Source organism: Ectobacillus ponti (genome assembly GCF_024294785.1).
Lineage (GTDB): Bacteria > Bacillota > Bacilli > Bacillales > Bacillaceae_G > Ectobacillus > Ectobacillus ponti.
Genome location: NZ_JANCLT010000003.1, coordinates 1 through 26,577, shown reverse-complemented (window position 1 = coordinate 26,577; position 26,577 = coordinate 1). Strand labels below are relative to the sequence as shown.

General features: G+C 52.0%; 28 protein-coding genes, 2 tRNA genes and 3 riboswitches. Of the genes, 12 read left to right on the top strand and 18 right to left on the bottom strand.

The annotated features are described in order from the left end of the window. The first annotated feature begins 227 nt into the window (after positions 1 to 227). The 3 genes from NK662_RS06300 (at position 228) to NK662_RS06290 (ending at position 1,354) form a co-directional block, all read left to right on the top strand. The gene (locus tag NK662_RS06300) at positions 228 to 668 is read left to right on the top strand and encodes a disulfide oxidoreductase (RefSeq protein ID WP_254758068.1); all 441 of its coding nucleotides are present in this window, start codon (positions 228 to 230) and stop codon (positions 666 to 668) included. After that, positions 665 to 1,063 carry a thioredoxin family protein gene (locus NK662_RS06295; protein ID WP_254758067.1) on the top strand — a complete coding sequence of 133 codons (399 nt, stop codon included), beginning with the start codon at positions 665 to 667 and terminating at the stop codon, positions 1,061 to 1,063. Before NK662_RS06300 ends, NK662_RS06295 begins: the two co-directional genes overlap by 4 nt. A gap of 75 nt (positions 1,064 to 1,138) precedes the next feature. Next, a complete protein-coding gene (locus tag NK662_RS06290) occupies positions 1,139 to 1,354 on the top strand; it encodes a DUF1540 domain-containing protein (protein ID WP_254758066.1) in 216 nt (71 codons plus the stop codon). Between the two features lie 73 nt (positions 1,355 to 1,427). Here NK662_RS06290 and NK662_RS06285 read toward each other — a convergent pair whose 3' ends face one another. Further along, complete coding sequence (locus tag NK662_RS06285) at positions 1,428 to 2,201, bottom strand: L,D-transpeptidase (protein WP_254758065.1); 774 nt, start codon at positions 2,199 to 2,201, stop codon at positions 1,428 to 1,430. 106 nt (positions 2,202 to 2,307) lie between these two features. After that, a complete protein-coding gene (locus NK662_RS06280) occupies positions 2,308 to 3,177 on the bottom strand; it encodes an SDR family oxidoreductase (protein ID WP_254758064.1) in 870 nt (289 codons plus the stop codon). A 162-nt stretch (positions 3,178 to 3,339) separates the two neighbouring features. Between NK662_RS06280 and NK662_RS06275 the strand changes: the two genes are divergently transcribed. From NK662_RS06275 to NK662_RS06245, 7 genes are all read left to right on the top strand, one after another. Further along, entirely contained in the window at positions 3,340 to 4,641 is a 1,302-nt protein-coding gene (locus NK662_RS06275; protein WP_254758063.1) for an NCS2 family permease, read from the top strand. 173 nt (positions 4,642 to 4,814) lie between these two features. Further along, a riboswitch (SAM riboswitch) is annotated at positions 4,815 to 4,919 on the top strand. 95 nt (positions 4,920 to 5,014) lie between these two features. Continuing rightward, complete coding sequence (locus tag NK662_RS06270; protein ID WP_254758062.1) at positions 5,015 to 6,133, top strand: sugar ABC transporter substrate-binding protein; 1,119 nt, start codon at positions 5,015 to 5,017, stop codon at positions 6,131 to 6,133. After that, positions 6,130 to 7,614, top strand: coding sequence for a sugar ABC transporter ATP-binding protein (locus tag NK662_RS06265; protein ID WP_368736060.1), 1,485 nt, complete (start codon positions 6,130 to 6,132; stop codon positions 7,612 to 7,614). The genes NK662_RS06270 and NK662_RS06265 overlap by 4 nt, the downstream gene beginning before the upstream one ends. Next, positions 7,598 to 8,605 carry an ABC transporter permease gene (locus NK662_RS06260; RefSeq protein ID WP_254758060.1) on the top strand — a complete coding sequence of 336 codons (1,008 nt, stop codon included), beginning with the start codon at positions 7,598 to 7,600 and terminating at the stop codon, positions 8,603 to 8,605. The genes NK662_RS06265 and NK662_RS06260 overlap by 17 nt, the downstream gene beginning before the upstream one ends. 86 nt (positions 8,606 to 8,691) lie before the next feature. Continuing rightward, positions 8,692 to 9,066, top strand: coding sequence for a hypothetical protein (locus NK662_RS06255; protein WP_254758059.1), 375 nt, complete (start codon positions 8,692 to 8,694; stop codon positions 9,064 to 9,066). Next, positions 9,053 to 9,610, top strand: a complete 558-nt coding sequence (locus NK662_RS06250) for an RNA polymerase sigma factor (protein WP_438503597.1) — start codon at positions 9,053 to 9,055, stop codon at positions 9,608 to 9,610. The genes NK662_RS06255 and NK662_RS06250 overlap by 14 nt, the downstream gene beginning before the upstream one ends. 1 nt (position 9,611) lies before the next feature. Beyond that, complete coding sequence (locus NK662_RS06245) at positions 9,612 to 9,818, top strand: hypothetical protein (RefSeq protein WP_438503596.1); 207 nt, start codon at positions 9,612 to 9,614, stop codon at positions 9,816 to 9,818. A 36-nt stretch (positions 9,819 to 9,854) separates the two neighbouring features. Here NK662_RS06245 and NK662_RS06240 read toward each other — a convergent pair whose 3' ends face one another. Then, positions 9,855 to 10,709 (bottom strand): patatin-like phospholipase family protein, encoded by an 855-nt coding sequence (locus NK662_RS06240; protein WP_254758057.1) that lies wholly within the window; start codon positions 10,707 to 10,709, stop codon positions 9,855 to 9,857. 133 nt (positions 10,710 to 10,842) lie between these two features. Here NK662_RS06240 and NK662_RS06235 point away from each other — a divergent pair, with 133 nt between their 5' ends. Continuing rightward, positions 10,843 to 12,015, top strand: a complete 1,173-nt coding sequence (locus NK662_RS06235) for a trans-sulfuration enzyme family protein (protein ID WP_254758056.1) — start codon at positions 10,843 to 10,845, stop codon at positions 12,013 to 12,015. Positions 12,016 to 12,387: 372 nt separating this feature from the next. On the opposite strand, the gene NK662_RS06230 is transcribed toward NK662_RS06235, so the two are convergent. Genes NK662_RS06230 through tenA form a run of 9 tightly spaced genes read right to left on the bottom strand, consistent with a single transcriptional unit; the run spans position 12,388 to position 19,231 of the window. After that, complete coding sequence (locus tag NK662_RS06230; protein WP_254758055.1) at positions 12,388 to 13,398, bottom strand: thiazole biosynthesis adenylyltransferase ThiF; 1,011 nt, start codon at positions 13,396 to 13,398, stop codon at positions 12,388 to 12,390. After that, positions 13,391 to 14,161, bottom strand: a complete 771-nt coding sequence (locus NK662_RS06225) for a thiazole synthase (RefSeq protein ID WP_254758520.1) — start codon at positions 14,159 to 14,161, stop codon at positions 13,391 to 13,393. Before NK662_RS06225 ends, NK662_RS06230 begins: the two co-directional genes overlap by 8 nt. Before the next feature lie 2 nt (positions 14,162 to 14,163). Then, a complete protein-coding gene (gene thiS / locus NK662_RS06220) occupies positions 14,164 to 14,367 on the bottom strand; it encodes a sulfur carrier protein ThiS (protein ID WP_254758054.1) in 204 nt (67 codons plus the stop codon). Beyond that, complete coding sequence (gene thiO / locus NK662_RS06215; RefSeq protein ID WP_254758053.1) at positions 14,351 to 15,472, bottom strand: glycine oxidase ThiO; 1,122 nt, start codon at positions 15,470 to 15,472, stop codon at positions 14,351 to 14,353. Before thiO ends, thiS begins: the two co-directional genes overlap by 17 nt. Next, positions 15,469 to 16,071, bottom strand: coding sequence for a thiamine phosphate synthase (locus NK662_RS06210; RefSeq protein WP_254758052.1), 603 nt, complete (start codon positions 16,069 to 16,071; stop codon positions 15,469 to 15,471). Before NK662_RS06210 ends, thiO begins: the two co-directional genes overlap by 4 nt. 8 nt (positions 16,072 to 16,079) lie before the next feature. Next, positions 16,080 to 17,048: an ABC transporter substrate-binding protein gene (locus tag NK662_RS06205; RefSeq protein ID WP_438503604.1), complete on the bottom strand. Its 969-nt coding sequence runs from the start codon at positions 17,046 to 17,048 to the stop codon at positions 16,080 to 16,082. Between the two features lie 32 nt (positions 17,049 to 17,080). Beyond that, positions 17,081 to 17,833, bottom strand: a complete 753-nt coding sequence (locus tag NK662_RS06200) for an ABC transporter permease (RefSeq protein ID WP_254758050.1) — start codon at positions 17,831 to 17,833, stop codon at positions 17,081 to 17,083. Then, positions 17,830 to 18,564 carry an ABC transporter ATP-binding protein gene (locus tag NK662_RS06195; RefSeq protein ID WP_254758049.1) on the bottom strand — a complete coding sequence of 245 codons (735 nt, stop codon included), beginning with the start codon at positions 18,562 to 18,564 and terminating at the stop codon, positions 17,830 to 17,832. Before NK662_RS06195 ends, NK662_RS06200 begins: the two co-directional genes overlap by 4 nt. Continuing rightward, complete coding sequence (gene tenA, locus NK662_RS06190) at positions 18,539 to 19,231, bottom strand: thiaminase II (protein WP_254758048.1); 693 nt, start codon at positions 19,229 to 19,231, stop codon at positions 18,539 to 18,541. Before tenA ends, NK662_RS06195 begins: the two co-directional genes overlap by 26 nt. A 66-nt stretch (positions 19,232 to 19,297) precedes the next feature. Then, a riboswitch (TPP riboswitch) is annotated at positions 19,298 to 19,399 on the bottom strand. Positions 19,400 to 19,449: 50 nt separating this feature from the next. Further along, positions 19,450 to 19,558: riboswitch (TPP riboswitch) on the bottom strand. Positions 19,559 to 19,783: 225 nt separating this feature from the next. Here tenA and NK662_RS06185 point away from each other — a divergent pair. Next, positions 19,784 to 20,908: an SH3 domain-containing protein gene (locus NK662_RS06185; protein ID WP_254758047.1), complete on the top strand. Its 1,125-nt coding sequence runs from the start codon at positions 19,784 to 19,786 to the stop codon at positions 20,906 to 20,908. 189 nt (positions 20,909 to 21,097) lie between these two features. Here NK662_RS06185 and NK662_RS06180 read toward each other — a convergent pair whose 3' ends face one another. The 6 genes from NK662_RS06180 to NK662_RS06155 all read right to left on the bottom strand — a co-directional run bounded on the left by NK662_RS06180 (position 21,098) and on the right by NK662_RS06155 (position 26,475). Beyond that, positions 21,098 to 22,246, bottom strand: a complete 1,149-nt coding sequence (locus tag NK662_RS06180; protein WP_254758046.1) for a DUF3965 domain-containing protein — start codon at positions 22,244 to 22,246, stop codon at positions 21,098 to 21,100. Between the two features lie 124 nt (positions 22,247 to 22,370). Next, positions 22,371 to 22,787 (bottom strand): CBS domain-containing protein, encoded by a 417-nt coding sequence (locus NK662_RS06175; RefSeq protein ID WP_254758045.1) that lies wholly within the window; start codon positions 22,785 to 22,787, stop codon positions 22,371 to 22,373. A gap of 46 nt (positions 22,788 to 22,833) precedes the next feature. Beyond that, the gene (locus NK662_RS06170) at positions 22,834 to 25,221 is read right to left on the bottom strand and encodes a penicillin acylase family protein (protein ID WP_254758044.1); all 2,388 of its coding nucleotides are present in this window, start codon (positions 25,219 to 25,221) and stop codon (positions 22,834 to 22,836) included. A 13-nt stretch (positions 25,222 to 25,234) separates the two neighbouring features. Next, positions 25,235 to 26,206: a phosphotransferase enzyme family protein gene (locus NK662_RS06165; protein ID WP_254758043.1), complete on the bottom strand. Its 972-nt coding sequence runs from the start codon at positions 26,204 to 26,206 to the stop codon at positions 25,235 to 25,237. Between the two features lie 117 nt (positions 26,207 to 26,323). Then, positions 26,324 to 26,395: transfer RNA gene (locus tag NK662_RS06160), tRNA-Glu, on the bottom strand. Between the two features lie 5 nt (positions 26,396 to 26,400). After that, positions 26,401 to 26,475: transfer RNA gene (locus tag NK662_RS06155), tRNA-Asn, on the bottom strand. Positions 26,476 to 26,577 lie beyond the last annotated feature (102 nt).

The following is a 26,577-nucleotide window of genomic DNA, read 5'->3' as shown; positions in this document are numbered from 1 at the left end:
CCATCAAGCGCCCGCTTTGTACTTTTATGCACAAGCACACCTGTATTGCCGGCAGCCTATGTAAAAAATTTCTCCCCCAATCATACCATTAATTTCCGCAATCTCCTAGATGCTCCTGCGACAAATAGGACATGCTGCAGGAATTTGTACATTTTCTATATTTTACATAAATCAAGGGCTCGTACTATAATTTAATTACATGACAGAGTAAAGGAAAGGACATAGGGATGAACCAAGAGACAAAGAAAGAATATACGCTCTTTACTGCCTGGGCCGCTGCCCTGACTGCAACGCTCGGCAGCCTGTATTTATCAGAGGTGATGAAGTATGAGCCATGCACCCTTTGCTGGTATCAGCGCATCCTGATGTATCCGCTTGTGATTGTGCTGGGGGTGGCCCTGTTCCGCAAAGATTACCGTATCTACGTGTACAGCCTGCCGCTGGCGGGCATTGGCGCCTGTATCTCCTTGTACCATTATGCTATGCAAAAAATCCCGGCGCTTTCGCAATCCGGCCTGGCTTGCGGCCGCATTCCATGCACCGGAGACTACCTGAACTGGTTTCATTTCATTACCATTCCGTTGCTTGCGCTGCTTGCCTTCCTCCTCATCACCGGCTGCAGTGTGATTCTAATGCGTGAAGCGAACAAAGGAGGCTACTACCGATGAAAAAGATGCTGATTTTTACGGTCATTCTCGTTGGACTCTTGGCGGCAATCTTTTTTGTAACAAAGTCTGAGAAGAAGACCGACTATTATGAGAAGCAAATTTCTGTTGAAGAGCTGCAGAAGCAGCTGAAGAACCAGAAGGACATGACGATCTATTTCTATCAGCCGACATGCACCCATTGCCAGAAAGTATCTCCAACGATTGTACCCATGGCCAAGGATATGAATATTGATATGAAGGTGCTTGACCTCGTCAAGTATGATGCCGGCTGGGATGCCTTTAAAATTGAATATACGCCTACCCTTGTCCGCTATAAAAATGGAGTGGAGGTTGACCGGATCGTCGGTGAACATACGAAGGATGAGTTTAAAGCATGGTTTGAGAAAAACCATTGATTCCCTCCATCGGTAACGCGTTACACACATGAAAAATCCCCTCTTGTCCACAATAAAGGACAAGGGGGGATTTTCATGCCAGAGGTACGCTGTGCAGTAAACAACTGTCATTTTTGGGGGCAGGGCAACTTCTGCCAGGCAAATGCGATTGTTGTCCAGCCTGATTCTAAAGCATATACGAATTTGAATGATGAATCCTACTACAATGCAGTGCTGCAAGGCCACGAAATCAGCAGCGACGTTGCCGCGAGTGCCGAGACATGCTGCCAGACGTTCAGACAAAAATATTAAATGCAGAGGGTGCGGTGTATGCCGCATCCTTTTTTTCGGGACGAGAAAAGAGAAGCCTTCGCAGAGACTTCTCCTACTTCACACCGCTTTGCCGTTTGTACTGATTTGCCATGATATGAATCGGAACCTGGATATAACGCGTTTTCGATTGCTTCGGATCAAAGATATAAAAATTGCCGCCAATGTCATATTGGCCCTTTCCATCATGGGACAGAACGGCAAATCCTTCATTCGGCATAACTGTCTGCACCTGCACGAGCTGTCCATACGGATCCCGCCAGTACAGCGGCACTCTATCAAATACAGTGAGCCTGCCAATTTGGTTCTGCAGCACACGCTGTCCATTCCAGCTGGTCACCCGGTATCCGCGGCGGTGGGCCGCATGCTCCACAGGCTCATGAAAACGGGTAATAATGACAGTCGTCCGTAACGGGGCGCGGGCATACAGCCACTGCACATCACGGTCATGCATCCGGATGCAGCCGCCGGATTCATAGCGGCCGATGGACCATTCCTTGCTGGTGCCGTGGATGGCGTATTGCGGTTTGCTGAGACCCATCCAACGGGTTCCCAGCGGATTGTTCGGCGCCCCTCCAGCGATATTTTTACGATAATATTTTTTATTGCGGTATTTATTGACAATGCAGAAGTTGCCTTCCGGTGTTGGTGTGTCCGGCTTGCCGGTGGAGACAGAGAAGGTTCGGATATATTGTCCGTCCGCAAAATAGGACAGCTGATTGGAGGCCAGATTAATCAGGATAAGATGGTCGGGCTCTTCTTCGGCAGCCGCTTGCGGAACAAACAGAAGCAGCAACGATACGATACAGGCTGTCAGGATTCGTTTCATATTAACCCTCCACATGTGGCATTGCCTTTATAGCTTTTGTTATCCCTGCCAAAGTATAAGTGCCAAGAAAAGGAGGCGGCCCATAAGGCCGCCCTCTCGCTTGCTATTATCCGCCCACAGGCTTGCCGCCATTGATATGGATCATTTGCCCGGTGACATAGGAAGAATCACCGGATGCCAAGTATACATATGCCGGCGCCAGCTCATACGGCTGCCCGGCTCTGCCCATCGGCGTATTTGTCCCAAACTCAGCGACCTTCTGGCTGTCAAAGCTCGCTGGAATGAGCGGTGTCCAGATGGGGCCCGGCGCAACACCGTTGACCCGGATTCCCTTTTGCACCAAGGACTTGGCCAGGGAACGGGTGAAGGACACGATGGCGCCCTTTGTAGAAGAGTAATCCAGCAGCAGCTCATTGCCTTCATATGCGGTAATGGATGCTGTATTAATGATGCTGTCTCCCTGCTGCAGGTGCGGCAAAGCCGCCTTTGTCACAGCAAAGTAGGAAAACACATTGATTTGAAAGGTGCGGTTCCACTGCTCGGCTGTGATATCCTCCAAGCGCTGCTGCGGATACTGCTGGGCAATGTTGTTCACGACAATATTCAGCCCGCCGAACTGCTTCACCGTCTCCTCCACCACATGCCGGCACTGTTCCTCCTGTGCCAGATCTCCTGCCAATAGCAAACAGGCTGCTCCATGCTTCTCGACCTGCTGCTTCGTTGTCTGCGCATCCTCATGCTCGTCTAAATAGGCAATGGCCACATTTGCCCCTTCCTTCGCAAATGCAATGGCTACCGCCTTGCCGATTCCGCTGTCTCCGCCGGTAATCAGGGCTGTTTTCCCCTTCAGCTTGCCGCTGCCCCGGTAATTGTCGTCCTCACTCTTTGGCGTGGGATTCATTTGAGTTTCCAAGCCGGGCTGCCGCTCCTGGTGCTGTGGCGGAAAAGCTGTCTGTTTTTGCTGATTTTGGTCCAATTTACATTCCCCTCCTAAGCTTCGTCGGCTTTAGCATGTGCGAAATTGGTGCAAGCTAACAAACAAATACACAGCAAAATTTACTCTTGCCAAACAACTAAAAAGCGAATAATATATATAACTGTTGTGTGAATCATTCGTGAAACAGAAAGGAATATCTGTATGTTTAACTTATCCCAGCAAAAAACATCTGTCAAAACTGAGATTTTGGCAGGAATTACGACGTTTCTAACAATGGCATATATCGTCGTGGTAAACCCGATTATCTTATCCGATGCCGGAGTTCCCTTTGCCCAAGGATTTACCGCGACCATCATTGCCGCTCTTGTCGGCACGCTCTGCATGGCATTTCTGGCAAACATGCCGATTGCCATCGCACCGGGCATGGGCTTGAACGCCTACTTCGCTTACTCTGTTGTCAAAGCAACCTCCGGCATTACCTTTGCCATTGCGTTCTCAGCCGTATATGTAACAGGCATTCTGTTCCTGATTTTGTCTCTGACCACCTTCCGCACAAGGCTGATGGAAGCCATTCCGGCTAATTTGCGGCATGCAATCACTGCAGGCATCGGTCTATTCATCGCATTCATCGGCCTGCGACTCACCGGCATTATTACAAAGCATCCATCCAATCTGGTCGGACTGGGTGACCTGCACTCCCCCGGCGTTGTGCTTGCTTTGGTCGGCTTGGCCATTACCATCGTTCTCATGGCCTTGAATGTGAACGGCGCCCTTTTCATCGGCATGGTTCTCACCGGTATCATTGCTTCCTTTACAGGACAGCTGAAGTTTAAGCAGGGTGTTGCCTCCATGCCGCAGCTGCCGGAGGGCATCGTGATTGCAAATCCAATCCATGCAATTGGGGATGTGGTGCAGTATAGTCTGTACGGTGTTATCTTCTCCTTCTTGCTTGTTACTCTGTTTGATACAACCGGCACCCTGCTCGGCGTCAGCTCCCAGGCAGGGCTGATGAAGGACGGCAAGCTGCCGCGCGCAGGCCGCGCCTTGCTTGGCGACTCAATTGCCACAACTGTGGGCGCCATGTTCGGCACAAGCCCGACAACTGCCTACATTGAGTCCTCTGCAGGTGTTGCGGCAGGAGGCCGTACGGGTCTTACCGCTCTTGTCGTAGCCATTCTGTTCGGGGTTTCCGCCTTCTTCAGCCCGCTCGTCGGCGCGGTGTCCGGCGTGTCAGCCATTACATCGCCGTCCCTGATCATTGTCGGCTCCCTCATGATGGGTGCAGTCCGCCATATTAACTGGGATGACTTCGATGAGGCATTTCCGGCATTCTTGGTCATTCTGAGCATGCCGCTTACCTCCAGCATTGCAACAGGCATTGCCCTTGGCTTTATCTCCTACCCGCTGATGAAGCTTGTAAAAGGACAAGCAAAGATGGTACATCCACTGGTGTATGTATTCGGTCTGCTCTTCCTGTATCAGCTTGTTTTTTTACCGCACTGAGCAAAAGGTGTCCGTTTCCGGGCACCTTTTTCATTTGTGCCAACGCAGAAAGTCCGCATTTCCACCTCCAAGCATTTCTTACATTTTCAAGAATTTTATGATAAGAAAGTGAAAATTTGAATTGACATACAATCCAATAAATGCAATAATTCAAAACAGTTAAATATACAAACGTCTTATCAAGAGCAGGTGGAGGGACTAGCCCTACGAAGCCCGGCAACCGACCCTTTTGGGCACGGTGCTAATTCTTGCAGCATGTACATGCTGAGGGATAAGAGCTTATTAAAGCTATGCCGTCTTTCTTGATATATGGAAAGGCGGCTTTTTGCTTTTCTCAGCCTTGATAAGGGACAAAACATGGGAGGGATTACATATGAAAAAATGGATCAGCGCCCTGCTGGCCCTGTGCCTGCTGGCTTTGGCAGCCTGCACAAATGAACAAACCGCAGCACCGCAAAAGCAATCTGTAGCAAACGAAACGACAAAGGAAGCAAAAACAGAAGCACCTGCTTCTGCCAGTGCGGAGGTTCCTGCAAAAGTCAAAAAGCTGAAAGTCGCGCTGATTATGCAAATGTCCATCGGGACCTTCTCCACGCAATACATTGAAGGTGTGAAAAAGCAAGTCGAAGCCTTCGGCGGAACTGTCCAAGTATACAACTCTGATAATGACTTGGCGAAGATGGCTTCCAATCTTGACGCTGCCGTTAATGCGAAGGTTGATGGCATTCTGATCGACCATGGCCGGGCGGAAGCGCTGAAAAACGGCGTGGACAAGGCAGTAAAAGCCGGCATCCCGGTTGTTGCCTTTGATAACGACCTTCGCATTCCCGGCGTAACAGTCATTGATCAGGATGACTACAGCCTGGCTTGGAAGTCTCTGAAGACACTGGGCGAGGACTTGAATGGCAAAGGAAATATCGCGGTGGTTTGGGTTGGCGGCTTCGCGCCAATGGAGCGCCGCAGCGTCATCATCGATGCATTCTACAAACGCTACCCGGGTATCAAGGAAGTTGCCCGTTTTGGTACTGCCTCTGCCAACACAGCGCTGGACACACAAGCACAAGTGGAGGCACTGCTGAAAAAATACCCGAACAAAGGCGACCTCGATGCGATTTTCGCAACATGGGATGAATTTGCCAAAGGTGCAGTAAAAGCACTGGAGCAGGCTGGCCGTACAGACATTAAAGTATACGGCATCGATCTGAGCAACGAAGACCTGCAGCTGATGCAGAAGGAAAACTCTCCTTGGGTGGCAACAGCCGCAGCAGACCCGGCTGAAGTCGGAAAAGTACAAACACGCATTCTGTATCAAAAAGCGGCAGGCGAAGCAACACCCGATGTATTCTCTGTCGAGCCATATCTGGTTGAAAAAGAAACCCTGCCGAAAGAATCCATCACCATGGACAAGCTTTCCCAATACATCAATGGATGGGGCACTTCCAAAGCCGCTTATTCCCCATGGATGACAAAGCTGGAGAAGGAGAAGAAATAATGGCATTCCAACTGCATGACATTTCACACAGCTACGGAGCGGTACCTGTTTTGAAGAAGGTGTCGCTGACGGTGGAACAAGGAGAAGTGCATGCGCTGCTCGGCATGAATGGCGCCGGCAAGAGCACCCTCATGAAGGTCGCGGCAGGAGATTTCCCTCCTGTCGCAGGTGCTCTTTCCATTGACGGCAAGAACGTCTCCTTCCGCTCACCGCGTGATGCAAAGGAAGCCGGCATTGCCTTTGTGGCCCAGGAAGTCGACCATGCCCTGATTCCCACTCTGTCCGTTTTGGAAAATGTACTGATGGACCAACTCGCTTCCAAAAAAGCAGTCCGCTTCTCGAAACGCCGGCTGGAGGAGGAAGCACGCCGCCTGCTCTCCCTTGTGGACGCAGACTTGGATGTGCATCAGCCCGTTGCGAATTGCTCACTGCATGAAAAGCAGCTGATCTTAATCGCACGGGCCTTATCCAATCACGCTTCCTTCATCCTGTTTGATGAACCGACAGCCGCACTTGGACCAAAGGAAGCCGAGCACTTCGGCAGGCTTGTCCAAATCCTGAAGCAGCAGCGGGTCGGCATTCTGTTCATCTCGCACCGTCTTGCGGAAATCCGCAAGCTGGCGGATGCGGTCACCGTACTGCGTGACGGCCATGTTGTTCTCTCAGCCCCGGTTGCGGCCACAGAGGACCGCGACATCGTCACAGCCATGACCGGAAAAACGGCAGCCAAGTCGCAGCGCACAGTCCGCAATATAGAAACGCCATACAAGCTGCAGGTAGAAGACCTGATCGTGTCCCGAGGCAAAGCCCCGCTCTCTTTCGGCATCCGCAAAGGCGAAACCTTGGTCATTTACGGCCTGGTCGGAAGCGGCAAGTCTTCCCTGGCGGAAACACTGTTTGGAGCCCGTAACGCGTACCGGGCAACCATTGAGGGAAAAACCCTCACCATTCGCAAACCGCAGGAAGCAATTGAGGCTGGCATTGCATTTGTGCCGGAAGAGCGGCGCAAGCAAGGCTTATTTTTATCAGAGAGCATTGGCACTCACTTGAATCTGCACCAGCGCGGCTGGCTCCGCCCTTCCCGCGAAAAGGCGCATGCACAAACTGCCATCCAGAGCTTCGACATCCGTCCAGGCCAGGCTGAAGTGCTTGTGCAGCGGCTGAGCGGCGGCAATCAGCAGAAGGTGTCCATTGCCAAATGGGCCGGCTTTTCACCTGACATCTTCATCCTCGATGAGCCGACAAAAGGTGTGGATGTAGCAGCGAAGGAAGATGTGTTTCGTTTTATTGAAGAAATCACAAATGCAGGAAGCTCCGTCTTATATGTAACGGGTGAGCAGGATGAGGCTCTGCGCATCGCAGACCGTATCCTTGTATTGACAAAGAATGGCTTTGCCGCCGAGCTGCGCCCGGACGAAGCATCAGAAGAACAGCTCTTGCAGCTTGCAGAAGGAGGAATTCCGCTTGGCACAGACCGCTGAAGCGAAAATAAAAAAAGCTCTTACTGTTTCGGATGCGTTATACCGCTTCGGAACACTCGCCATTATTGTTGGCGTTACCATCTTTTTCTCTATTGTCAATGATGCTTTTTTAACCTATCAAAATATCAGCGACATCTTACGCTCTGTTTCTATCGTAACTTTGCTGGCAATCGGGGTGACCTTCACTCTGATTGTAGATGGCTTTGACTTATCTGTCGGCTCCACCGCCAGCCTGGCCACGGTGACAGCCGCCATCTCGCTTGTTGTCTATCGCCAGGAGCTGCTGCTGGCGCTGCTGCTGCCGATTCTGTGCGGCTTGGTTGTGGGCCTGTTGAATGCATTTTTCGTCATCCGCATCAAGCTTCCGGATTTGCTCGGCACGCTGAGCGTGATGTACATCATCAACGGTCTGCAGATGACGCTGACAAAAGGATCTTCCATCTATGAAGGCATGCCAATGAACGGAAGCACAGCGACAGGACGTTTCATCCCGTCCTTCCTTTTCATCGGACAAGGCTCTGTCGCGGGCATTCCATTCCCGGTGATCATTATGGTTGTGGCAGTCATTATCGCGTATCTCTTCTTGGAGAAAACCACGTACGGGCGCTTCTTCTATATGACCGGCGGCAACCGGGAAGCAGCCCGCCTTGCCGGCATTTCTGTGAATCGCTACCGTACATACGCTTATGTCATCAGCGGCTTGTTCGCGGCAATCGGCGGCATCGTGCTGACAAGCCGGATTGGAACAGGGCAGGTTTCTGCTGGTGCACCGCTCCTGATGGATGCAGTGGCAGCTGCTTATATCGGCTACGCCATGTTCGGCGCTCGCAAACCGAACGTAGTCGGCACTTTCCTTGGCTCCATCCTGATCGGCATTATCTTGAACGGCCTGACCATGATGAATGTACCCTACTTCGCACAGGACATTGTCAAAGGTTTAATTTTGATTGCAGCACTCGCATTCTCTTTCACACAGCGAAAAGGACGATAAGTCGTCCTTTTTTTTTACATAAGTTGAACCTTCCCCCCTCTTCATTTGTATATACTTATGAAAATACAAAACTGGAGGCGTTTTACATGACAACAGGCTGGATTGCTTCATTAATAGTAGCTGGTGTGATGATTGTATTGATTCTGGCAATTGTGATTCCATTTGACCGGAAGTATATTGTACGGGATGCACGGCGAAAAATTGATTTTCAACAAACAAAGGTGTTTTTCCGTTGGAATGTGTTTGATACACTTTCACTCATCCTGGCTGCTTACGCGGTCATCTGTGTGCAGGTGCTGAACTTCCTGGTGATGGGCGGGCATACCATCACCAATAACTATGTCCAGTTTTTCACCAACCAGGCGCAGGCATGGACCCTTGTTGCCATTCTGTATTTGGTAAGCCGCATTTCTCTTATTTTGAAGGGATTGAAGGAGCTGCAAAAGCATGGAGCCGTTTGAGACAGAGGAGGGGCTCATGCTCCGTTTTCAGCAGGGAGACGGAGCAGCGTTTGATAGACTGTATGTGCTCTTAAAGGGCCCGCTGTACACCTTTTTATACCGCTTCAGCCATGATGAGCAGCTGAGCATGGATTTGGTGCAGGATGCCTTTCTCATGCTGGAGCGGAACAAGCAAAGCTATCAGCCGGAAAAAGGGCGTGTGAAGTCTTATCTGCTTCAAATCGGCTACCGCCTGATGATCAATAAGCTGAACCGCCGCAGAAAATGGCGCTCGCTTCTGCCATTCTTGGCCCCCGCCGCAGAGCCGGCGCCCTCGCCTGAAGACCGGCTGACCATCCGCGAGGCGCTGCTGCAGCTATCTGAGGAGCAGCGGGCCGTCATTCTGCTGGCATATTATCATGACCTGCCGCAAAAGGAGATTGCCGACATTTTAAGTATTCCGCTCGGCACGGTAAAATCCCGGCTGCACCATGGACTGAAGCAGCTCAAATTGATACTGGAGGTGGAGGACCTTGACACAAGATCCTTTTCAGAAGGAACATAAATTGAAGCAGCATTTGGATGCCTATAAGGTGGATGTGCCGGATTTTCCGAGAAAACGCAGCAGAGCGGACCGGCTTCTTCGCTTTCTGACCTCACCGGCAAGCAACCCGGTTGAGCCCTTGCTTGGGCGGGACATGACGGCCGTCGTTGGCGGCTCGCTGCTCGTGGCCATCCCGCTTCTGCTTTTGCCCCTGCTCCTCCAGCCTTGACCCGCATGGCGAAGAGGCTGACTCGAATGGGTCAGCCTATTTTTCCAGGAAACGCTGCAGGCCATCATACAGGCGCTCCGCATCGCGATAGCCCTGCATATATAATGCTTCCAGCTTCTGCGGATCCTTTTCCACGCGCCCAACCTCCAGCTTCTCCATCGGACGGATGAGGAACACCTTTCCTTCCTGCTCCTGCTCCTCAATATATTGCAGCGTTTCATTATACGACTGGTATCGGTTCAGCATACTCTCCACCAGCTTCGGATACTGCCTGTACGCCCGGCCTGCCACCCAACCAAAGCTGGATTTTTTCTTCTGATAGCCCTGGTTGCGCGTCAGAATCAGGATGTTTTTCACGTTGCCGTCCTGCTGGGATTTGCGCAGCGGAATCGGATCGGAAATGCCGCCATCGAGCAGCTTCTTCCCCCGGAACTCCACAATCGGCGCCACGAACGGAAGCGAACTGGATGCCTGCAGCAGCAGCAGCATTTCTTCATCGGTGCCTTCCTTGTCAAAATACACCGGCTGCCCTGTCTCACAATCCGTTGTGCCGATCAGGAACCGCTCTGATGCATCCCGATACGTATTGAAGTCAAACGGCACATGCTGTGTCGGTATTTCCCGAAAAATAAAATCCATGTCAAACAGCTGCCGCTTCCGCCACAGGTTTTTGTAGGATAAGTAGTTGGGATGATTGATGTAGCCGATGTTTACCTGCTTATTGCGTTCCTTCTGCCGCGCCAGGTAAGACGCGGCATTGCACGCCCCCGCGGACACCCCGATTGTGTACGGGAAATACAAATCCTTTTCCATAAAATACTCCAGCACACCGGCTGTATACACGCCGCGCATGCCGCCGCCCTCAAGCACTAATCCTGTATGTTGCAGCATTTCCTTCCCCCATCTCTTATAGCTTATTATGTAGTATAGCAAGGTTTATTCATGACATAAAATTTTTTGCGCATGAAATTTGCCTTTCTCTCCATACTGAGGACAGAGCGAACTACAGAATGGAGGAAGGCGTATGCTTCTGCAGGATCAATATGATGAAGACAAACGCATTTGCTTGTATGAAGGAGAAGACCCTGAGCGCTTTCTCGAAGCAGTCATTCCGCCCACGTTCGGCAACAGCCTGTTCTTGTATCCAACCTTGGATGAACTCGGACAGGCAGTGGCGGATGAACGTAAAAGCTACGTGTATTGGCGCGGCACAAACCCTACTGTGGAAATCGCCGAGAAAAAGCTTGCGGCGCTGGAGCGGGGCGAGCGCTGCAAATGCTTCGCCTCCGGCGCGGCTGCCATCAGCGCCGCCCTGCACAATAGTCTGCAGAGCGGCGACCATATCCTTTGTGTCAGCCATGTGTACCAGCAAACCATGGATTTGATTACATATCTGCAGAAGTTCGGCATCACCCATTCGGTTGTCCCTTCTGTGGACATTGCTGACATCGCAAGCGCGATTCAGCCTGGCACGAAGGTCATCTACGTGGAAAGCCCGACGGATTTGCAGTTGCGCCTTGTGGACTTGCAGGGGGTGGCGGATTTGGCAAAATCACGCGGCATCCGGACCATTATTGATAATACATGGGCGACACCGCTGTTTCAAAAGCCGCTGCTGTATGGCTTTGACATCGTGGTTCATTCGGCTTCCAAATACTTGGGCGGACACAGTGATTTGGTTGGCGGTGCCGTTATTACGAGTGCTGCCGTCATGAAAGAGCTGTTTGAGAAGGAATACCTGCTGTATGGCGGCATCATGGCGCCGGCAGTTGCTTCGCTGCTGCTGCGGGGGCTGCGGACCTTGCCGCTGCGCATGAAGGCCCACGAGGAGAACGCCCTTCAAGTGGCCCGGTTCCTTTCGTCTCACGGCGCGGTGGCCCAGGTGCAGTATCCAGGGCTCCCCTCCCATCCGGACTATGAACTGGGACTGAGGCAGTTGCATGGATACTCCGGCCTCCTGACCTTCACTTTACAGGAAGAAAGCTATGAGGCAGTACAACAGGTCATCGACAAGCTGCAGGTATTTCGGATCGGCCTCTCATACGGCTCCTTTGAAAGCCTCGCCCTCTCTCCGAATTATGGCTACAATGAGGAACAGCTGCGGCAGCAAGGCTTCAGCCCCGGCCTAATCCGGCTTGCTGTCGGACTGGAACCCGTACAGGAGCTCATTGCCGATTTGGAGCAAGCTTTGCAATAAGGACGGACTGAAGGAGCCTTTGGGGTGAATGGGCTCCCCTTTTCCATATTCGGTGTGACAATTCCTGCTGCAAAATGGTTCTCTCAGCGCGAAACGCTATATATTTTGATCCAGCAGCAGCCCCAAAGGAGACATATGGTGGAATGGAAGTGACTCTCCGGCAAGAATTGTTTCATTTTCCGAGATATTTGTTCCATTTTTCGGAATAATTGTTCCGTTTTCACACTTTTTTGTTCCACCACTACAAATTCTATTGATGGGATTGTTTCCTATCCTTCTGTTTTGTTCCATCACACTATTGATTGTTTCGCCCCATTACGGGAGCACAAAAAAGGGTGGCCCTTATGCTCAAGCACTTGGGCCACCCCTGCATTATCCAAAGTAACGGTGATAGATTGTCCGCGCCTCTGTAATGTCCTTTGTTCCATGGAGGAGCAATCGGCCGTCACGGAACAGGACAAACCGCTTTCCATCCAGGGAGAAGGACAGTAGATACGGATTCTGTACAATATGCTCCGCATGAGGCGGCAAATTCCGTCTGTACTCTTCAATGGGCACTGCTTGCGGCAAACGGATTTGCACGGTGTCGCGGCCGCACAGCACGGCTGCCTGTGACGTATTTTCCCGCTGTAAGTAAGGGTGGACCGCATCGGGCCCACAGGAAGGACAGCTCTCCTTCTTCATGGCCTGCACGCGGACAGCCGAATATTCGTTGGACCATACATCGAAGGAGACGAGCTCGCGTCGCAGCGCCTCCCGGTTTCCGCTCAGCAGCTTCAGTGCTTCCGCCACCTGATGGGAGACGGTCATGGACACAGCCGGCGAAATGATGCCGGCCGTGTCGCAGGTCGCCCCGCCAAGCGGAATGGTCTGCAGCAAGCAGGACAGGCAGGGTGTCTCTCCCGGCAAAATTGTATAGGAAATGCCATAGCTGCCGACACAGGCTCCATAAATCCAGGGAACTCCCAGCTTCTGTGCCACATCGTTGATGATAAAGCGCGTTTCAAAGTTGTCTGTCGCATCGATGATGACATCCGCATCCGCAGCCAGCCGCTCCAGGAGCTCTGCCGTTGCATCCGCCACATGGATGACAATCTCCACCTCACTGTTGATGGCCTGGAGCCGCCGTTTGGCTGCCGCAGCCTTTGGCAATTGTCCGGCCGCGTCCAGCTCCGCATACAGCTGCTGGCGCTGCAGGTTGCTCCAATCCACATAATCACGGTCCACGATTGTTACACGGCCGACACCGGCACGGACAAGCATTTCAGCATTTCCGCTGCCGAGTGCCCCTGCCCCGATAATCAGCGCATGCTTCTCCTGCAAGGCCGACTGGCCGGCTTCTCCAATTGGCTTGAATAGAACCTGGCGGGAATATCTATTCAAGCACGCTCATCCCTTCCAAAGGGCTGCTGGCAGTCGCATAGCGCTTGCGGGCAATGCGGCCTGCTTCAAAGCCAAGCCGGCCGGCCTGAATTCCAAGCTTCATGGCTGCCGCCATTTTCACCGGATCCTTGGCACCGGATACAGCCGTGTTCAGCAGGACGCCGTCTGCGCCCATTTCCATGGCCTTGGCGGCATCTGCCGGGCTGCCAAGGCCGGCATCCACAATGACCGGAACACGTGCCTGTTCAATGATAAAGCTTAAGTTCAACGGATTGACAATGCCCAGCCCTGAGCCGATCGGGGATGCTCCCGGCATGATAGCGTGCACGCCAAGATCCTGCAGACGCTTGGCAAGCAGCACATCATCAGACGTGTATGGCAGAACGATAAAGCCTTCCGCCAGCAGCTGCTCGCTTGCCTTTAATGTCTCCACCGGATCAGGCAGCAAGGTTTTCGGGTCGCCGATGACCTCCACTTTGATCATGTCGCACAAGCCGGATGCTTTCGCTAGGCGGGCAATCCGCACCGCTTCTTCCGCAGTAGATGCACCCGCAGTATTCGGCAGCAGGGTATATTTCGTGACATCCAGCTTATCCAGCAGATTCGGCTGGTTCGCTTCAAAAATATTCATGCGGCGCACCGCAAACGTCAAAATTTCCGCCTCAGACTCCTCTACCGCCTGCCGCTGCACATCATAATCAGGAAACTTCCCTGTTCCCAACAGCAATCGGGATTCAAACGAATATGGACCAATTTTCAACATCATTAACCGCCTCCTACGAATGTTACGATCTCAATTTGGTCACCGGCAAACACAGATGTGTCCCGATGCTGCTGCTTCTCTACGATACTGCCATTTTGCTCTACGACAACGATTTTTCCTTCCAATCCGAAGTGACCCAAAAGCTGTTCCACTGTCCCAATTTCCTCAGGCACCTCTATCTTTCTCCCGTTAATTTGCAGAAGCAAGCTGCTCCCTCCCCTTTACTAAGGCCTGCAACAGGTTCACCTGTTCCTTTCCTTCTATGACATCGGCCATATGCTCTCCTGTGACAGGCGCAAGCAAAATTCCATTGCGGTAATGGCCGGTGCATACATACATTCCTTCCATTTCTGGATGAGGACCGATATACGGCATTTGCTGGCGGGACTGCGGACGCAAGCCGGACCATGCCCCGTCCCATTCAGCTGTGCGAATATCCGGTAAAAGAGAGGCTGCCCGTTCCAACAGGGAAGCCACGCTGCCTGCCTCCACATGCTTTTGATAGCTGCCCTCCACCTTTGTCGCCCCGATCAGGATGCGGCCGCCCCGCTTTGGTACGAGGTAAAAGCCATCCTGAAAAATAGGAGCCGCCAGCAGCGGGCGATAGCTTTTGACTGCAACCATTTCCCCTTTCACCGGATAGGTCCCCCACTCCGGCTGCTGCAGGAATGGCGTGCTCCATGCACCCGCTGCTGTCACGACCTTATCGCAGCTGAACACTCCTGCAGTCGTGGCAACTCCGGTTACTCTTCCATTCTCCACAATGAGCCGCTGTACCTCTGTGCCTTCATAAATATGCGCTCCCAAGGCGGCCGCACCGTGAGCAAAGGCTTTTGTTAAATCAGGTGCCAGCACATGGCCGTCCTGCGGGCAAAACAAAGCACTCATAATGGAGGAGGACAAATGCGGCTCCCGCTCCCGCAGCTCTGTCCCGTCCATGAGTTCACACGCTTCCCCGGTTTGACGCTGCCACTGCATGATATACTGCAGCCGCTCTGCCTCTCCATCCGTCTGGGCCACCCGGTAAATCCCCTTTTCCTCGTAGCCAATATCGATGCCGGTTTGCTCCCGCAAGCGCACAGCGACCTTTGGGAACAATGCCCGGCTTTGCCGCGCCAATTCAAACAGCGGATCGTGCTCATCCCACTCGGCCTGCACACCCAGCAGGCCGGCAGCCGCATTCGATGCCTCCGCCCCAATCTGCGCACGTTCCACCACTGCCACCCGCATGCCGCGTCCGGATAGACTGTAAGCGACGGAACAGCCGATGACACCGCCGCCAATGATTACAACATCATACCCCTTCATCATCTCATCCCCTTTAGGACTTCTTGGTACTTCCTTACCTCTGCAGCCGGATCTGCTGCCTCCCAGATCCCTGACATCACTGCAATGCCAGCCGCGCCGGCCTCCATGACTTCCGCTATCCGCCCGGGAGTCATGCCGCCGATGGCAATGACCGGAACCGGAACCGGCACCCGCTCTCCAATCAGTGCCAGCTCTGCCAGCCCTCTTGGAGGCACGCCGGCCTTGGAGTTCGTTGAAAAAATATGGCCATAGATGAGCCAATCCGCCCCGCAAGCGGCTGCCGCCTCTGCCTCCCCAAGAGAATGCACAGAGCAGCCGGTCCGTACATTCGGCCACACTCTCTTCACCTCCGCAACAGATAGGCTGCGGTACCCGAGCTGTACACCATGCACACCCTTCGCCATGGCAACATCCACCCTATCATTGACAATGATTTTTTCCGGCAGGACACCCTGCTTCAGCAGCAGTTCAATTCCCTCACTCAATTCTCTGGCGCTTTTTCCCGGCTCCCGAAGATGCAGGAAATCTGCCTCCTTCGCTGCCGCCGCCATTTCCTCAAAGCTCATGCGGCCGTTTGAAACAAGATGAAAGCCCCTCCCCATTTCAGCACCTACTTCAAAATGTCGTGGAACAGCTCATCCGCCGGAACCATTTGCTTGGCCATCCCCTTGTCCTTCAGCCATTTGTTTTGCTCTTCCCAAGAGGCTGACGTTTGTGACAGGAACGCTTCCTGCGGGCTTTCCATTTTCCCAAGCAAAATATTCATGCTTTCCTTCTCCACCTCAGGAATGAGCGGGAAGTTTTCCTTCTCCTGATGGGCCAGCAGAATCTTCAGCGCCTCATCCGGATTCTGTTTCATAAATTCATAGCCTTTTTGTGCGCCGCGCAGGAAGGCCTGCAGCGTTTTCTTGTCCTTCTTCAGCGTGCTGTCCCCAGTCACAAAGACCAGCTCATAATAATTCGGGACACCGTATTTCGCTGGATCGAAGTAAGCAGGCGGATAGCCCTCATGGCGCAGAACAGGAACCTCATGGTTGATGTAAGCGCCTGTCACGGCATCTACCTTCTTGGTAATCAGCGCCGCCACCAAATCAAAGCCAACGTCTACAATTTTCACCTTGCTTGGGTCTCCGCCGTCCTGCTTCACCATCGCTTTTACATATTCCTCGCTCAATGGCGTGCCGGAAGAACCGACCGTCTTTCCTTCCAAATCCTTCGGTGACTTGATGCCTGCTGCTTCCAGGGACACAACGTGGTTCAGGGGAGAACGGACAACCGCTCCAATAGAGGTAACCGGCACTCCTTCATTTGCCCGGGCAATGACGACATCCGGCTGATAATACAGTCCGACTGTCGCTTTTCCCGCCGCTGTTAGCGTAAGCGGGTCGGTCGGATTTGCCGGAAACTGAATCTTTACATTGATGCCTTCTTCCTTGAAGTATCCCTTTTCAATGGCGGCATACAGGAAGCTATGTACGGCATTCGGGTACCAGTCCAGCACCACCGTAACTTCCTTTTCCTGCTTGTTCCCTGCTGAGCTTGTTGTTTTTGTGGCACACCCCGAAAGGATGCCCAGCATCAGGACCGCAGTCATGAGATATTTTATAAGCTTCATAGATGATTCCTCCAATGAATCCATTTTTTTTCAAGCAGCGACACAATGCCAACAAACAGCATGGCCAACAGAGAAAGGAGAACAATCGGCGCAAACACGCCTGCTCCGTCGAGCTGTGTCATCATGCGTTTGCTGAAATAGCCAAGGCCTGCCTGCGCACCGAGCCATTCCCCGATGGCTGCGCCGATGACGCTCATCGGAACCGCCACCTTGAGGGCGGAGAAAAAGTACGGCAGGGCCGCCGGCAGCTTCAATTTGAAAAATAAGGCGCGCTTTGATGCACCGTATGTAAAGAGCAGCTCCTCCCATTCCTTTTTCACTGACCGCAGACCGTCATAGGTATTCACGGCAATCGGGAAAAAGGTGATGAGAACCGTGACAACCACCTTGCTCCAAATGGAATAGCCGAACCAGAGCACAAATAAGGGAGCAAGCGCTGTCGTTGGAATGGTTTGTGAAGCCACCAGAAGCGGATAAAAAATACTCTCCATCCATTTGCTGGCGCTCATCAGGACAGCCAGCCCGGTGCCAAGCACAATAGAGATGCCAAGGCCAATGACAGTGACAAGCAGAGTGGCAGGCAAATGAACAGCCAGCAGCACACTTCGCACCGTCCAGATCTTCTGCAAAATCGCTGTCGGAGATGGCAAAATGTACATGGCATCCAGCCAGCGGGCACCTGCTTCCCAAGCAGCAAGCAAAATAAGCGCCGTAAGCACAGCCGGTACATGGGTCAATGTCCGTTTCATAGCCGCACCCCTTCCTTCAGCAGCTCCAGCAGTTCTTCCTTCAGGCTGACGAGTTCAGGGCGGCTCAAGTCGTGGCGCTCCCGCTTCGCCGGCAGCGGCACGACAACTTCCCGCATGTGCCGGATCGGCGTTTCTGTTATAACGAAGATGCGCTGTGAGAGAAACAGTGCCTCCTCCACATCATGCGTAATGAACAAAACCGTTTTCTCCCACTTTCGCTGCTGCTCATGCAGCCACTCCTGCATTTTCACCTTGGTGATGGCATCCAGCGCGCTGAATGGCTCATCCAGCAGGAGCAAATCTGCCCCCGTCAGAAAGGTCCGAAGAAAGGAGACCCGCTGCCGCATGCCACCGGACAAATCTTTTGGATACTTGCTGTGATAGCCATCCAGCCCGAATGCGGCAAAATACTCTCCGGCGATGCGGACAGCCTCCTTCTTCTTTGCCCCCTGACACTCCAGCGACAGCGCGGCGTTCTCGGCCGCCGTCCGCCAAGGCAGCAGCGAATCCTGCTGCGGCATATAGCCGGCTTGCTTTTGGGTGAGAATGTCTCCCTCCTGTCCCTGCTCCAGCCCCAGAATGAGGCGGAATAAGGTGCTTTTACCGCAGCCGCTCGGCCCGATGATGCTGACAAACTCCCCGTTCTCCACGGAAAAGCTCAGCTGCTGCAGCACATGCCGCTGTCCTTCATAGGCGAAGGACACATTAGAAAAGCTCAGTTGCCTGTTCATGAAATCCCCACATCTCCTTGCGATAGGCCATGTCCCAGAATAAATACTCGAACCGGCTTGTGTTTAAGAAAATCTCTTCCAGACGATTCAGCTCGCGGCTGCTTTTCCCCTCCGTCAGATCATCAAACAGTTCAATGACCCAACGGCACAAATCTGCATATTCCTCAGAGCTGTAGCCGCGGATCCATTCCCCGTAGAAGGGATGCTTCGCCGCTCCCTGGAGGTCATTCAGCCGTTTGCCGATTTCCCAATAGCTCCACATGCAAGGCAGCAGGGAAGCGACCAGCTCAGCCAACGTGCCGTTCTGCGCCACTGACAGCATATAGTTTGTATAGGCCAGATTCATCGCTGCCGGCTTGGCCCCTTCAATCTCTTCCTCCGTGATGCCAAGGCGGGCGGCATAGTGCCGGTGAATGCTCATCTCCCCATTCAGAATGCCGTCAATCTGCTTGGCAAAGCGGGCCATGACCTGCAGGTCCGTCGCTTTGACCACGCCAAGCGCGTATACCTTCGCATAATCCAATAAATACAAGTAATCTTGCACTATATAAAACTGAAACCGGTCCAGCGGCAGTGTCCCGTCCCCAATTCCCGTGACAAACGGATGCTGATGGCTTTGCTCCCAAATCGGCTGTACCTTTTGAAACAACTGCTCCGAAAATTTCATACTCCCATCCCCCTTATGTAAAATAAAAAGCCGCTTCCCTTGGAGGAAAGCGGCTGTACATACAATGCTGTATGTATGCCACTTCCCTTCGCTAGCATTACCTAGATCAGGTGAATAAGGGTCAGGGCATCCGCCCCTCTCAGCTTTCCAGCACCCCTAGTGGTCTGTTTGAAATATGCAAAAAGCCCGACTTCCAAGCAGGGAAGCCGGGCGTATGTATACGCTTAGGTCCGCTTCCCTCCGCCAGCATGAACTGGATCAGGTTATAAGGGTCAGAGGCTCACAGCCTCACTCTCAGCCGATTAACCGGCTCCCCCAGCACATTCAATTTAAATTATACTCAGTATAGCACCATCTTATAGATGCTGCAACCTTCAGACTATTCATGTGAATTTCACCGATTCTTCATAAGCCAGATCGACAATCTGACAAAACCATTCCATCTATTGGGGAAATTCGCTTGAAAATGTTGGTACATTCTTATAATATATTAATAGATTCAATAAACTAATAGTAAAAATATACAGATTTAATTGAAAGGAGGAAGTTATCATGAAGCCGATCCTACTTGCCGCCGTATCTTTGGGGGCAGCGGCAGTATCTGCAAGCGTATATGCAGACTCTAATTCCACGCCTCAGCAGGCAGATGCCGCCTCCACTTCGGGATACGTGACGGTCTCTGCTTTGAACGTGCGCAGCGGTCCCAGCCTGCAATCCCCTGTTTTGACCACTCTGGCGCAAAGCACCATGGTAACCATCCAAGAGCGGACTGGCGATTGGTACAAAATCAGCTACAACAATGAGCCGGCCTACGTGAAGGCTGCTTATGTTTCGGACTCTCCGGCTACGACAGCGCCATATACGGTTACAGCGGATGCCCTGAATGTAAGGTCTGGACCAGGCTCCTCATATCCGGTTCTGCATGTCCTTTCCAATGGCACACACATCTCCGTACAAGGGGAAACCGATGGATGGTACCGTGTATTTCAAAACGGAGCCATTGGATATGTAAAGAAGGAATTTGTAACAAATCGAAGCAACGATATTGCCGTACAAGCGCTTTCCTCTTCCTCTCATTACGTGAATTGCACGGCATTGCGTGTCCGCAGCGGCCCCGGGACGGGCTACGATAGTATCGGGCTGCTTCAACAGGGATCACAGGTTACCGTTACAGGGAAAACAGGAAGCTGGTATGAAATTGTACATAACGGAAAACGCGCCTTTGTAGCGCTGCAATACGTCAAGCCGGTGACCGCGAGTTCGGCTCCCGTCCAGACAACCGCACTGTTGGCCATGCCTGCGGAAGGCTCCATCACATCGGAATTTGGAATAAGATGGGGTTCCATGCATTATGGCATTGATATTGCAAAAGCCGGGACTGTAGAGGTGAAGGCAGCCGCAGCGGGTACAGTTTGCAAGTCCTATTATTCCAACAGCTATGGGAATGTTGTATTTGTTGCCCATCGGTTAAACGGAACACTCTATACCACCGTGTACGCCCATCTGAAGAGCCGTTCGGTTAATGTGGGGCAGCAGGTCCAGCAAGGACAATTGCTTGGCTACATGGGGAATACAGGAGATGCCACTGGACAGCACCTTCACTTTGAATTACATAAAGGCGAATGGACTTCCGGCAAAACAAACGCACTAAATCCTCTTTTATATTTGCCAAAGTAAGGTGAACATTATGCTGCAGCAAGAAGTGATGCGCAGGTACCAGCAGGTCAACCAATTTCTTGGTATTGAGCAATCTCCGTCCAGTCAGGCTCTTCTTTACGGAGTGACTCTGCTGGCCCTCATTTCTCTTTGTTTGTACTACTAAAAAAGGAAGGGCTGTTCAAATGAGCAGCCCTTCCTTTTCTTCTATCAGCCGCAGACATATTTCTCATAGACTGCACTCAAATTATACATCCCCTCAAGCCGCAGCCTCTGCTCATCTGTGCACCAGTAGAAGAGAATATGATGAATGCTCTCATAGCGCTTGCTCCGCAGGAAATATCTGCAGAAGGAAATAAAACTCTCATGCAGGTAGGGAAATACATACTGCCGCAGCAGCTCCTCTTTGAAGCGCAATCCCTTGCAGCCTGCCAAAAGGGACTCAAAGCAAAGAACATGGGAGGGCACCCGTACTGCTTCAAGAAACATAATGTAAGAAAGCAGTTTGCCGACAAACTCTCTGTGCTGCTGTAAAAAGTGAAAATCAGCAGCTGTCATCACATCGCCCATTTCACTGATAAAATCATAGCTGTGTCCTGCATCATAGCCAAACAGGTCACAAACCTGCGCCAGAACGGCCCGCTGTGACGCCAAAACAGCCTCATGAATTTGATAGTGCGCTGCATATTTTACAAATGCTTCATAATCCACGAAAAAGCCGTATGTGTATATCTCAGCAATATATGTATTACAAAATTCGGCCAGCCGCATCATGTCCCGTTCCGCCTCTTGGCGCGGCATTCTTTTTATATGATCACACATATAAAAGAGTGTGAACGCCAGCATCTCACGCTGAGAAACAAGCTCAGCATGCTTCAGTGCCCAGCTTTCGCAAAACTTAACCCTCTCCCAAACAGCGTGATCCTCCTCTGTCAATCTCCCTGTTTTCCATCTCACAATCAAATAATTCCAGGCGGCAATTTCCTTCCACACATCCCACTCTTCCACGGAAAGGGCTGTCCGCACAAACAGGCTGAAGCCTTCCTGCTCCAAAAGAGTATATGCCTGCTCATACCAGCCTGCCTCCTGGCACAATCGGATCATCCGCATAATTGCAGCCATCTCATCACGATGAAACCGCGGCAGCACCCGAATTGTATGCATGGCATAGTACAGGAAATGCTGCAGATTCTCCAGCTTGTAAAATTGCGTTTCCCGCCACTCCAGGATGGCCCGTTCTGCGCCGCTTCCATATGGCTGTTCCGGAATCAGCAGTGCCAGTAAATCCGTAAATGTTTCCGGCTCTTGAAATTGCTTTGTTACAAGGCTCCAATTGGGCTCCTTATGCACAGATAACATTCTCCCACCCCCTGAAAACTATATTTCTATATATGATTTTCTTACCATATATCATAAAATGAAACAGAAAAAAAGAGAAGTGCCATTCCAAAGTTTCTCACCTTGGAAAGCACCTCTCTTCTGTTCAATCCTGCTCTGAAATTTCGCTCAAGGCGTAGCCTGCCTGGTCATCAGTCTGGTTTTCCACTGCCAGGTCGCCCAACGACAGCATTCCAATCACATTACCGTTCTCCACAACAGGAAGACGGCGGACCTGATGCTGTGCCATAAGCTCTGTTGCACGTTCAGTTGTATCCTCCGGACTGACACAAATGATATCCGTGCTCATTACATTTGTAATCTTATTGGAGCCCGGATGCTTTTCAGCAATGCCGCGCACCACCAAATCACGATCTGTGACGACTCCCACCAGCCTGTCATTTTCGACGACAGGAATGATGCCTACATCCTCCTGCTTCATCCGTAAAGCAGCCTCATACACATTATCAAGTGTTGTACAGCAGGAAATGTCTGTACTCATGACTTCTCTGACTTTTGTCATGTCTCATCCCTCCTTGCACTTGTTAGTGTATCCAAATGCTGTGCTTTCATTTGCCGGCCGCAGGGATCAGCTTCAATACCTTGCCTGATGGCTTTGTCAGTTTTGTTTCATGGTATGTCCCGTTCACCCATTCCTTCATTTGATCATGATACCAGGCACTCTCCACATGGCCCGACTGCCCTGGACCCACCACATGATAGCCGGTTGTCGTGTCGCTCATGTCAATTACAAAACGCCAGGAAGCGCCATGATTAACGATGCCATCCTCTCCATAGCCGGCCGCCTGTACAGTAACACGGCTGCCGCCTGCCGGAATGGGAGTTTCCGGATTAAACAAGTACGAGAGCGGTCCGACAGCTGATAATGGATGAACAAAGGACAGCCGATGGAAGGTGCCCCATTTCCAATCTGCCACTTTTTCACCCTGCTGCTTCACAATGCCGCCAACGGCTTGCTGCAGCCCCTTCGTTACAACAGCATCCAATCCGCCGCTGTCCTTCATCCATGGTCCGGGATTGCCGCTGTGCGCCTTGCGGATGAGTTCATCCACGACTTGCCCTTTTCCTTCAAATAGCTTCAGCATGTCCGCTGACAGTTCTTTCGCAAACAATACATTGCTGATCTCATTCATCCACATGTGAAACACGAGCGGCGCTCCTTCATTTCGGCCATCCACAAAGTCCCATTTTTCAAGCCTTGCCAGTGCTTCTTTTTCAATGGCGGTCAGCTTTTCCTTCTGCACATGCTGCAGGAAAATCGGCACAAATTCCTTCGCCTGCAGATTCTTCTGATCCATCTGCAGCTGCTGCATGTCTTTCACAGTGAGAGCGCTCTTATCCCGCAGCACCTCCTGAATCCGGGCTGCCCGATATGGCTGTGCCCAAGTATGCGTAATGTGATACGGATACTCTGCAATGACTTTATTGTTCGCTGTGGAGATAAAGCCTTCCTTCGGGTTCACCAGTGTCGGCAGCTCCTCCCACGGGATATAGCCGCTCCACTCGTATTCACCCGTCCAGCCCGGTACCGGCAGCAGACTGTCCCCTTTGCTGCGGATGGGAATTTTCCCATTCGCCCGGTAAGCAATTGTTCCATCTTTAGAAGCAAACACGAAGTTTTGCGCCGGCGTGTGGAAGTAGGTCAACGCTTGCTTAAAGCTGTCCCAATCCTTCGCTTTATTCATCAGCAGCACTGCTTCCAGCTCTGTTGATGCTTCGGCTGCCGTCCATTTTAAAGCTAAAGCTGTGTCTGCACTCTTATCCTTGGCAAACTCCGAAATAATGGGACCGTGCCGGGTGATGACAACCTCATAATCAACCGGGTCCTGGTCCTTTACGCGGATTCGTTCAGCTATCACCTGAGCCTGCTCCCACTGGTTCTGATACAGAAATTGTCTGGCGTTCTCCGGGTTGCGTTTTTCAATGTACAAATCCTGCACATCCGGGCCGACATTTGTCACACCCCAGGCAATATTCTCGTTATGTCCCAAAATAATGCCGGGAATGCCCGCAAAAATAACACCGCTTACATTTATCCCGGGCGCCTGCAAATGCGATTGATACCATATGGACGGTGTTGCAAGCGACAGGTGCGGATCATCCGCAAGCAGCGGCTTGCCGGATTTCGTCTTTTCGCCGCTGACCACCCAGTTGTTGCTGCCGTTAAACTCATTGGGAATCGGTGCTGCTGCCAACGACTTCACATTCAGGTTTGTATTCCCCAGAGCCGCCATAATAACAGCCCCATCCTTTGGATAAGAAGGAAACAAATCTGCCGCTTTTTCCTGCGGTACGGTCTGCAGCAGCTGATAGCGGAATGCTTGCCCCTGCCAATGCCCGCCCAAATCATAAGCCATATACTTGCCGATTGTCAGTGAATCAATCGGTGTCCATGCTTCCGGTTCGTAGCCTAGGAGCGTAAACTCAAACGGCAGCCGGTTGCCGGTGCGCGCTTCTTCTATATAGCGGTTTACACCATCTGCATACCATTGCAAAACCTTCTTTGCCTGCTCAGAGTATATCCCGTAAGAGGCTTCAGCCGCCCGGCGGAGCCCAAATGCGCGGAAAAATTTATCCCGCTCAATGGCCTTCTTCCCGACAACCTCACTCAGTCTTCCCGAAGCCTGGCGCCGGCTTAAGTCCATCTGGAATAGACGGTCCTGCGCCGTCACATACCCCTGTGCCATATACAAATCCTGCTCGCTCTGAGCCTCAATATGCGGCACTCCCCGCCCGTCTCTGGTAACCGTTACAGCTCCCTGCAGGCCCATGACGTGCGTCTCACCGCTTATATCCGGCAAACTGCGCTTCAGATAAGCCCGCCCTCCCGCATACGCGGAGCCGAGCAATAAGACGATACAGGCAGCTGTTATGCTCAAAAAACGAAGCAGCCGTCTTTTCCTTGGCCTTTCCCGGACAATTACCTCCCCTTCCATCCTCTCATCCCTCCTACAGATTCACAATTGGCTGTTTGTTCCGAATTCGCTCCCGTATCTGCCGCAATGTTGCTTGCAGGCTTGCCGGCATTTCTTGTCCTTCAAATTTCTGTGATATCACAACATAGAGCACGATATCCCGCAGCCGCAGGAACAGCGGAATTTGCGCATACCATGTGTCGGAAAGCATATGCTCTGTCTCATAGCCCTTGCGCAGAGCAAACAGCTGCTGCTTGGCAAAGGCATCCTTTTCCTCCTGTGTACCCTCTCTCCGCAGCACAGAATAGTACAATATAATGGCCAGGTCATGAATGAAATACTGATACATAAGATCATCAAAGTCAAACACAACAAGTGCGCCCTCACTGTAGAAGAAGTTGCCATGGTGAAGGTCGCTGTGAATGAGACCAAAAGCATCTTCCTCCCGGGGCAGCTTGCTGATGAATGCCACAAGCTCCCCTGCAGCAGCCCGCAGTTCCTTGTCCGGATGCCCAAGCGCCAGAGAAAGGTACTTCTCCTGCTGCCATTGTGGACGGTGCGGTGTATACGGAAACCCTTTTGTTGCCCGATGCAGCGCACCTGCAGTTTTGCCCCAAATTTCAAACAGCTGTTCATCCCAGATGTCATCCGACTCACCGACATGCCTGCCCGGGGCAAACGCAAAGAGAGAAGCAAGAAAATACGTCCCATCCACAGCCTCCAGCCGCTCCACAAGTCTTCCATGCTTTGAGCGATATGGCTTGGCAACCGATACCCCTTGCTCCGCTGCATAAGCCAAAAAGGATAGCTCTGCTTCCACTTGCGGCTGACTGCGGTGGGAGGAATGGGTAATACGAAGAATACGCGCTTCCCCCGTATGTATGTGAGCCCGAAAGATATAGCTCTCAAATGCCTTTAAAGACTCCTCCTCCACTTCAACACCAAAATGCCTTGCCGCCTCCTGCAAAAGCTCTGGTGCAAATACTTGCTCTACCTGCTGTTCCATTGCTCTTCCCTCCTTCTGTATCACTCATATTCTCATTTGGTCGGCTCATTCCCTTTTTGAAAAACAAAAAAGGACAGGCAATGAGAAAATGCTTCTCATTGCCTGTCCTGATCAGAATGACCCGTACGGGATTCGAACCCGTGTTACCGCCGTGAAAGGGCGGTGTCTTAACCGCTTGACCAACGGGCCATATGTGGCTCCGCAAGTAGGATTCGAACCTACGACCTATCGGTTAACAGCCGATTGCTCTACCGCTGAGCTATTGCGGAACGGTGATGTATACTTTTTTGCAAGATGGTGGGCCTAAATGGACTCGAACCATCGACCTCACGCTTATCAGGCGTGCGCTCTAACCAGCTGAGCTATAGGCC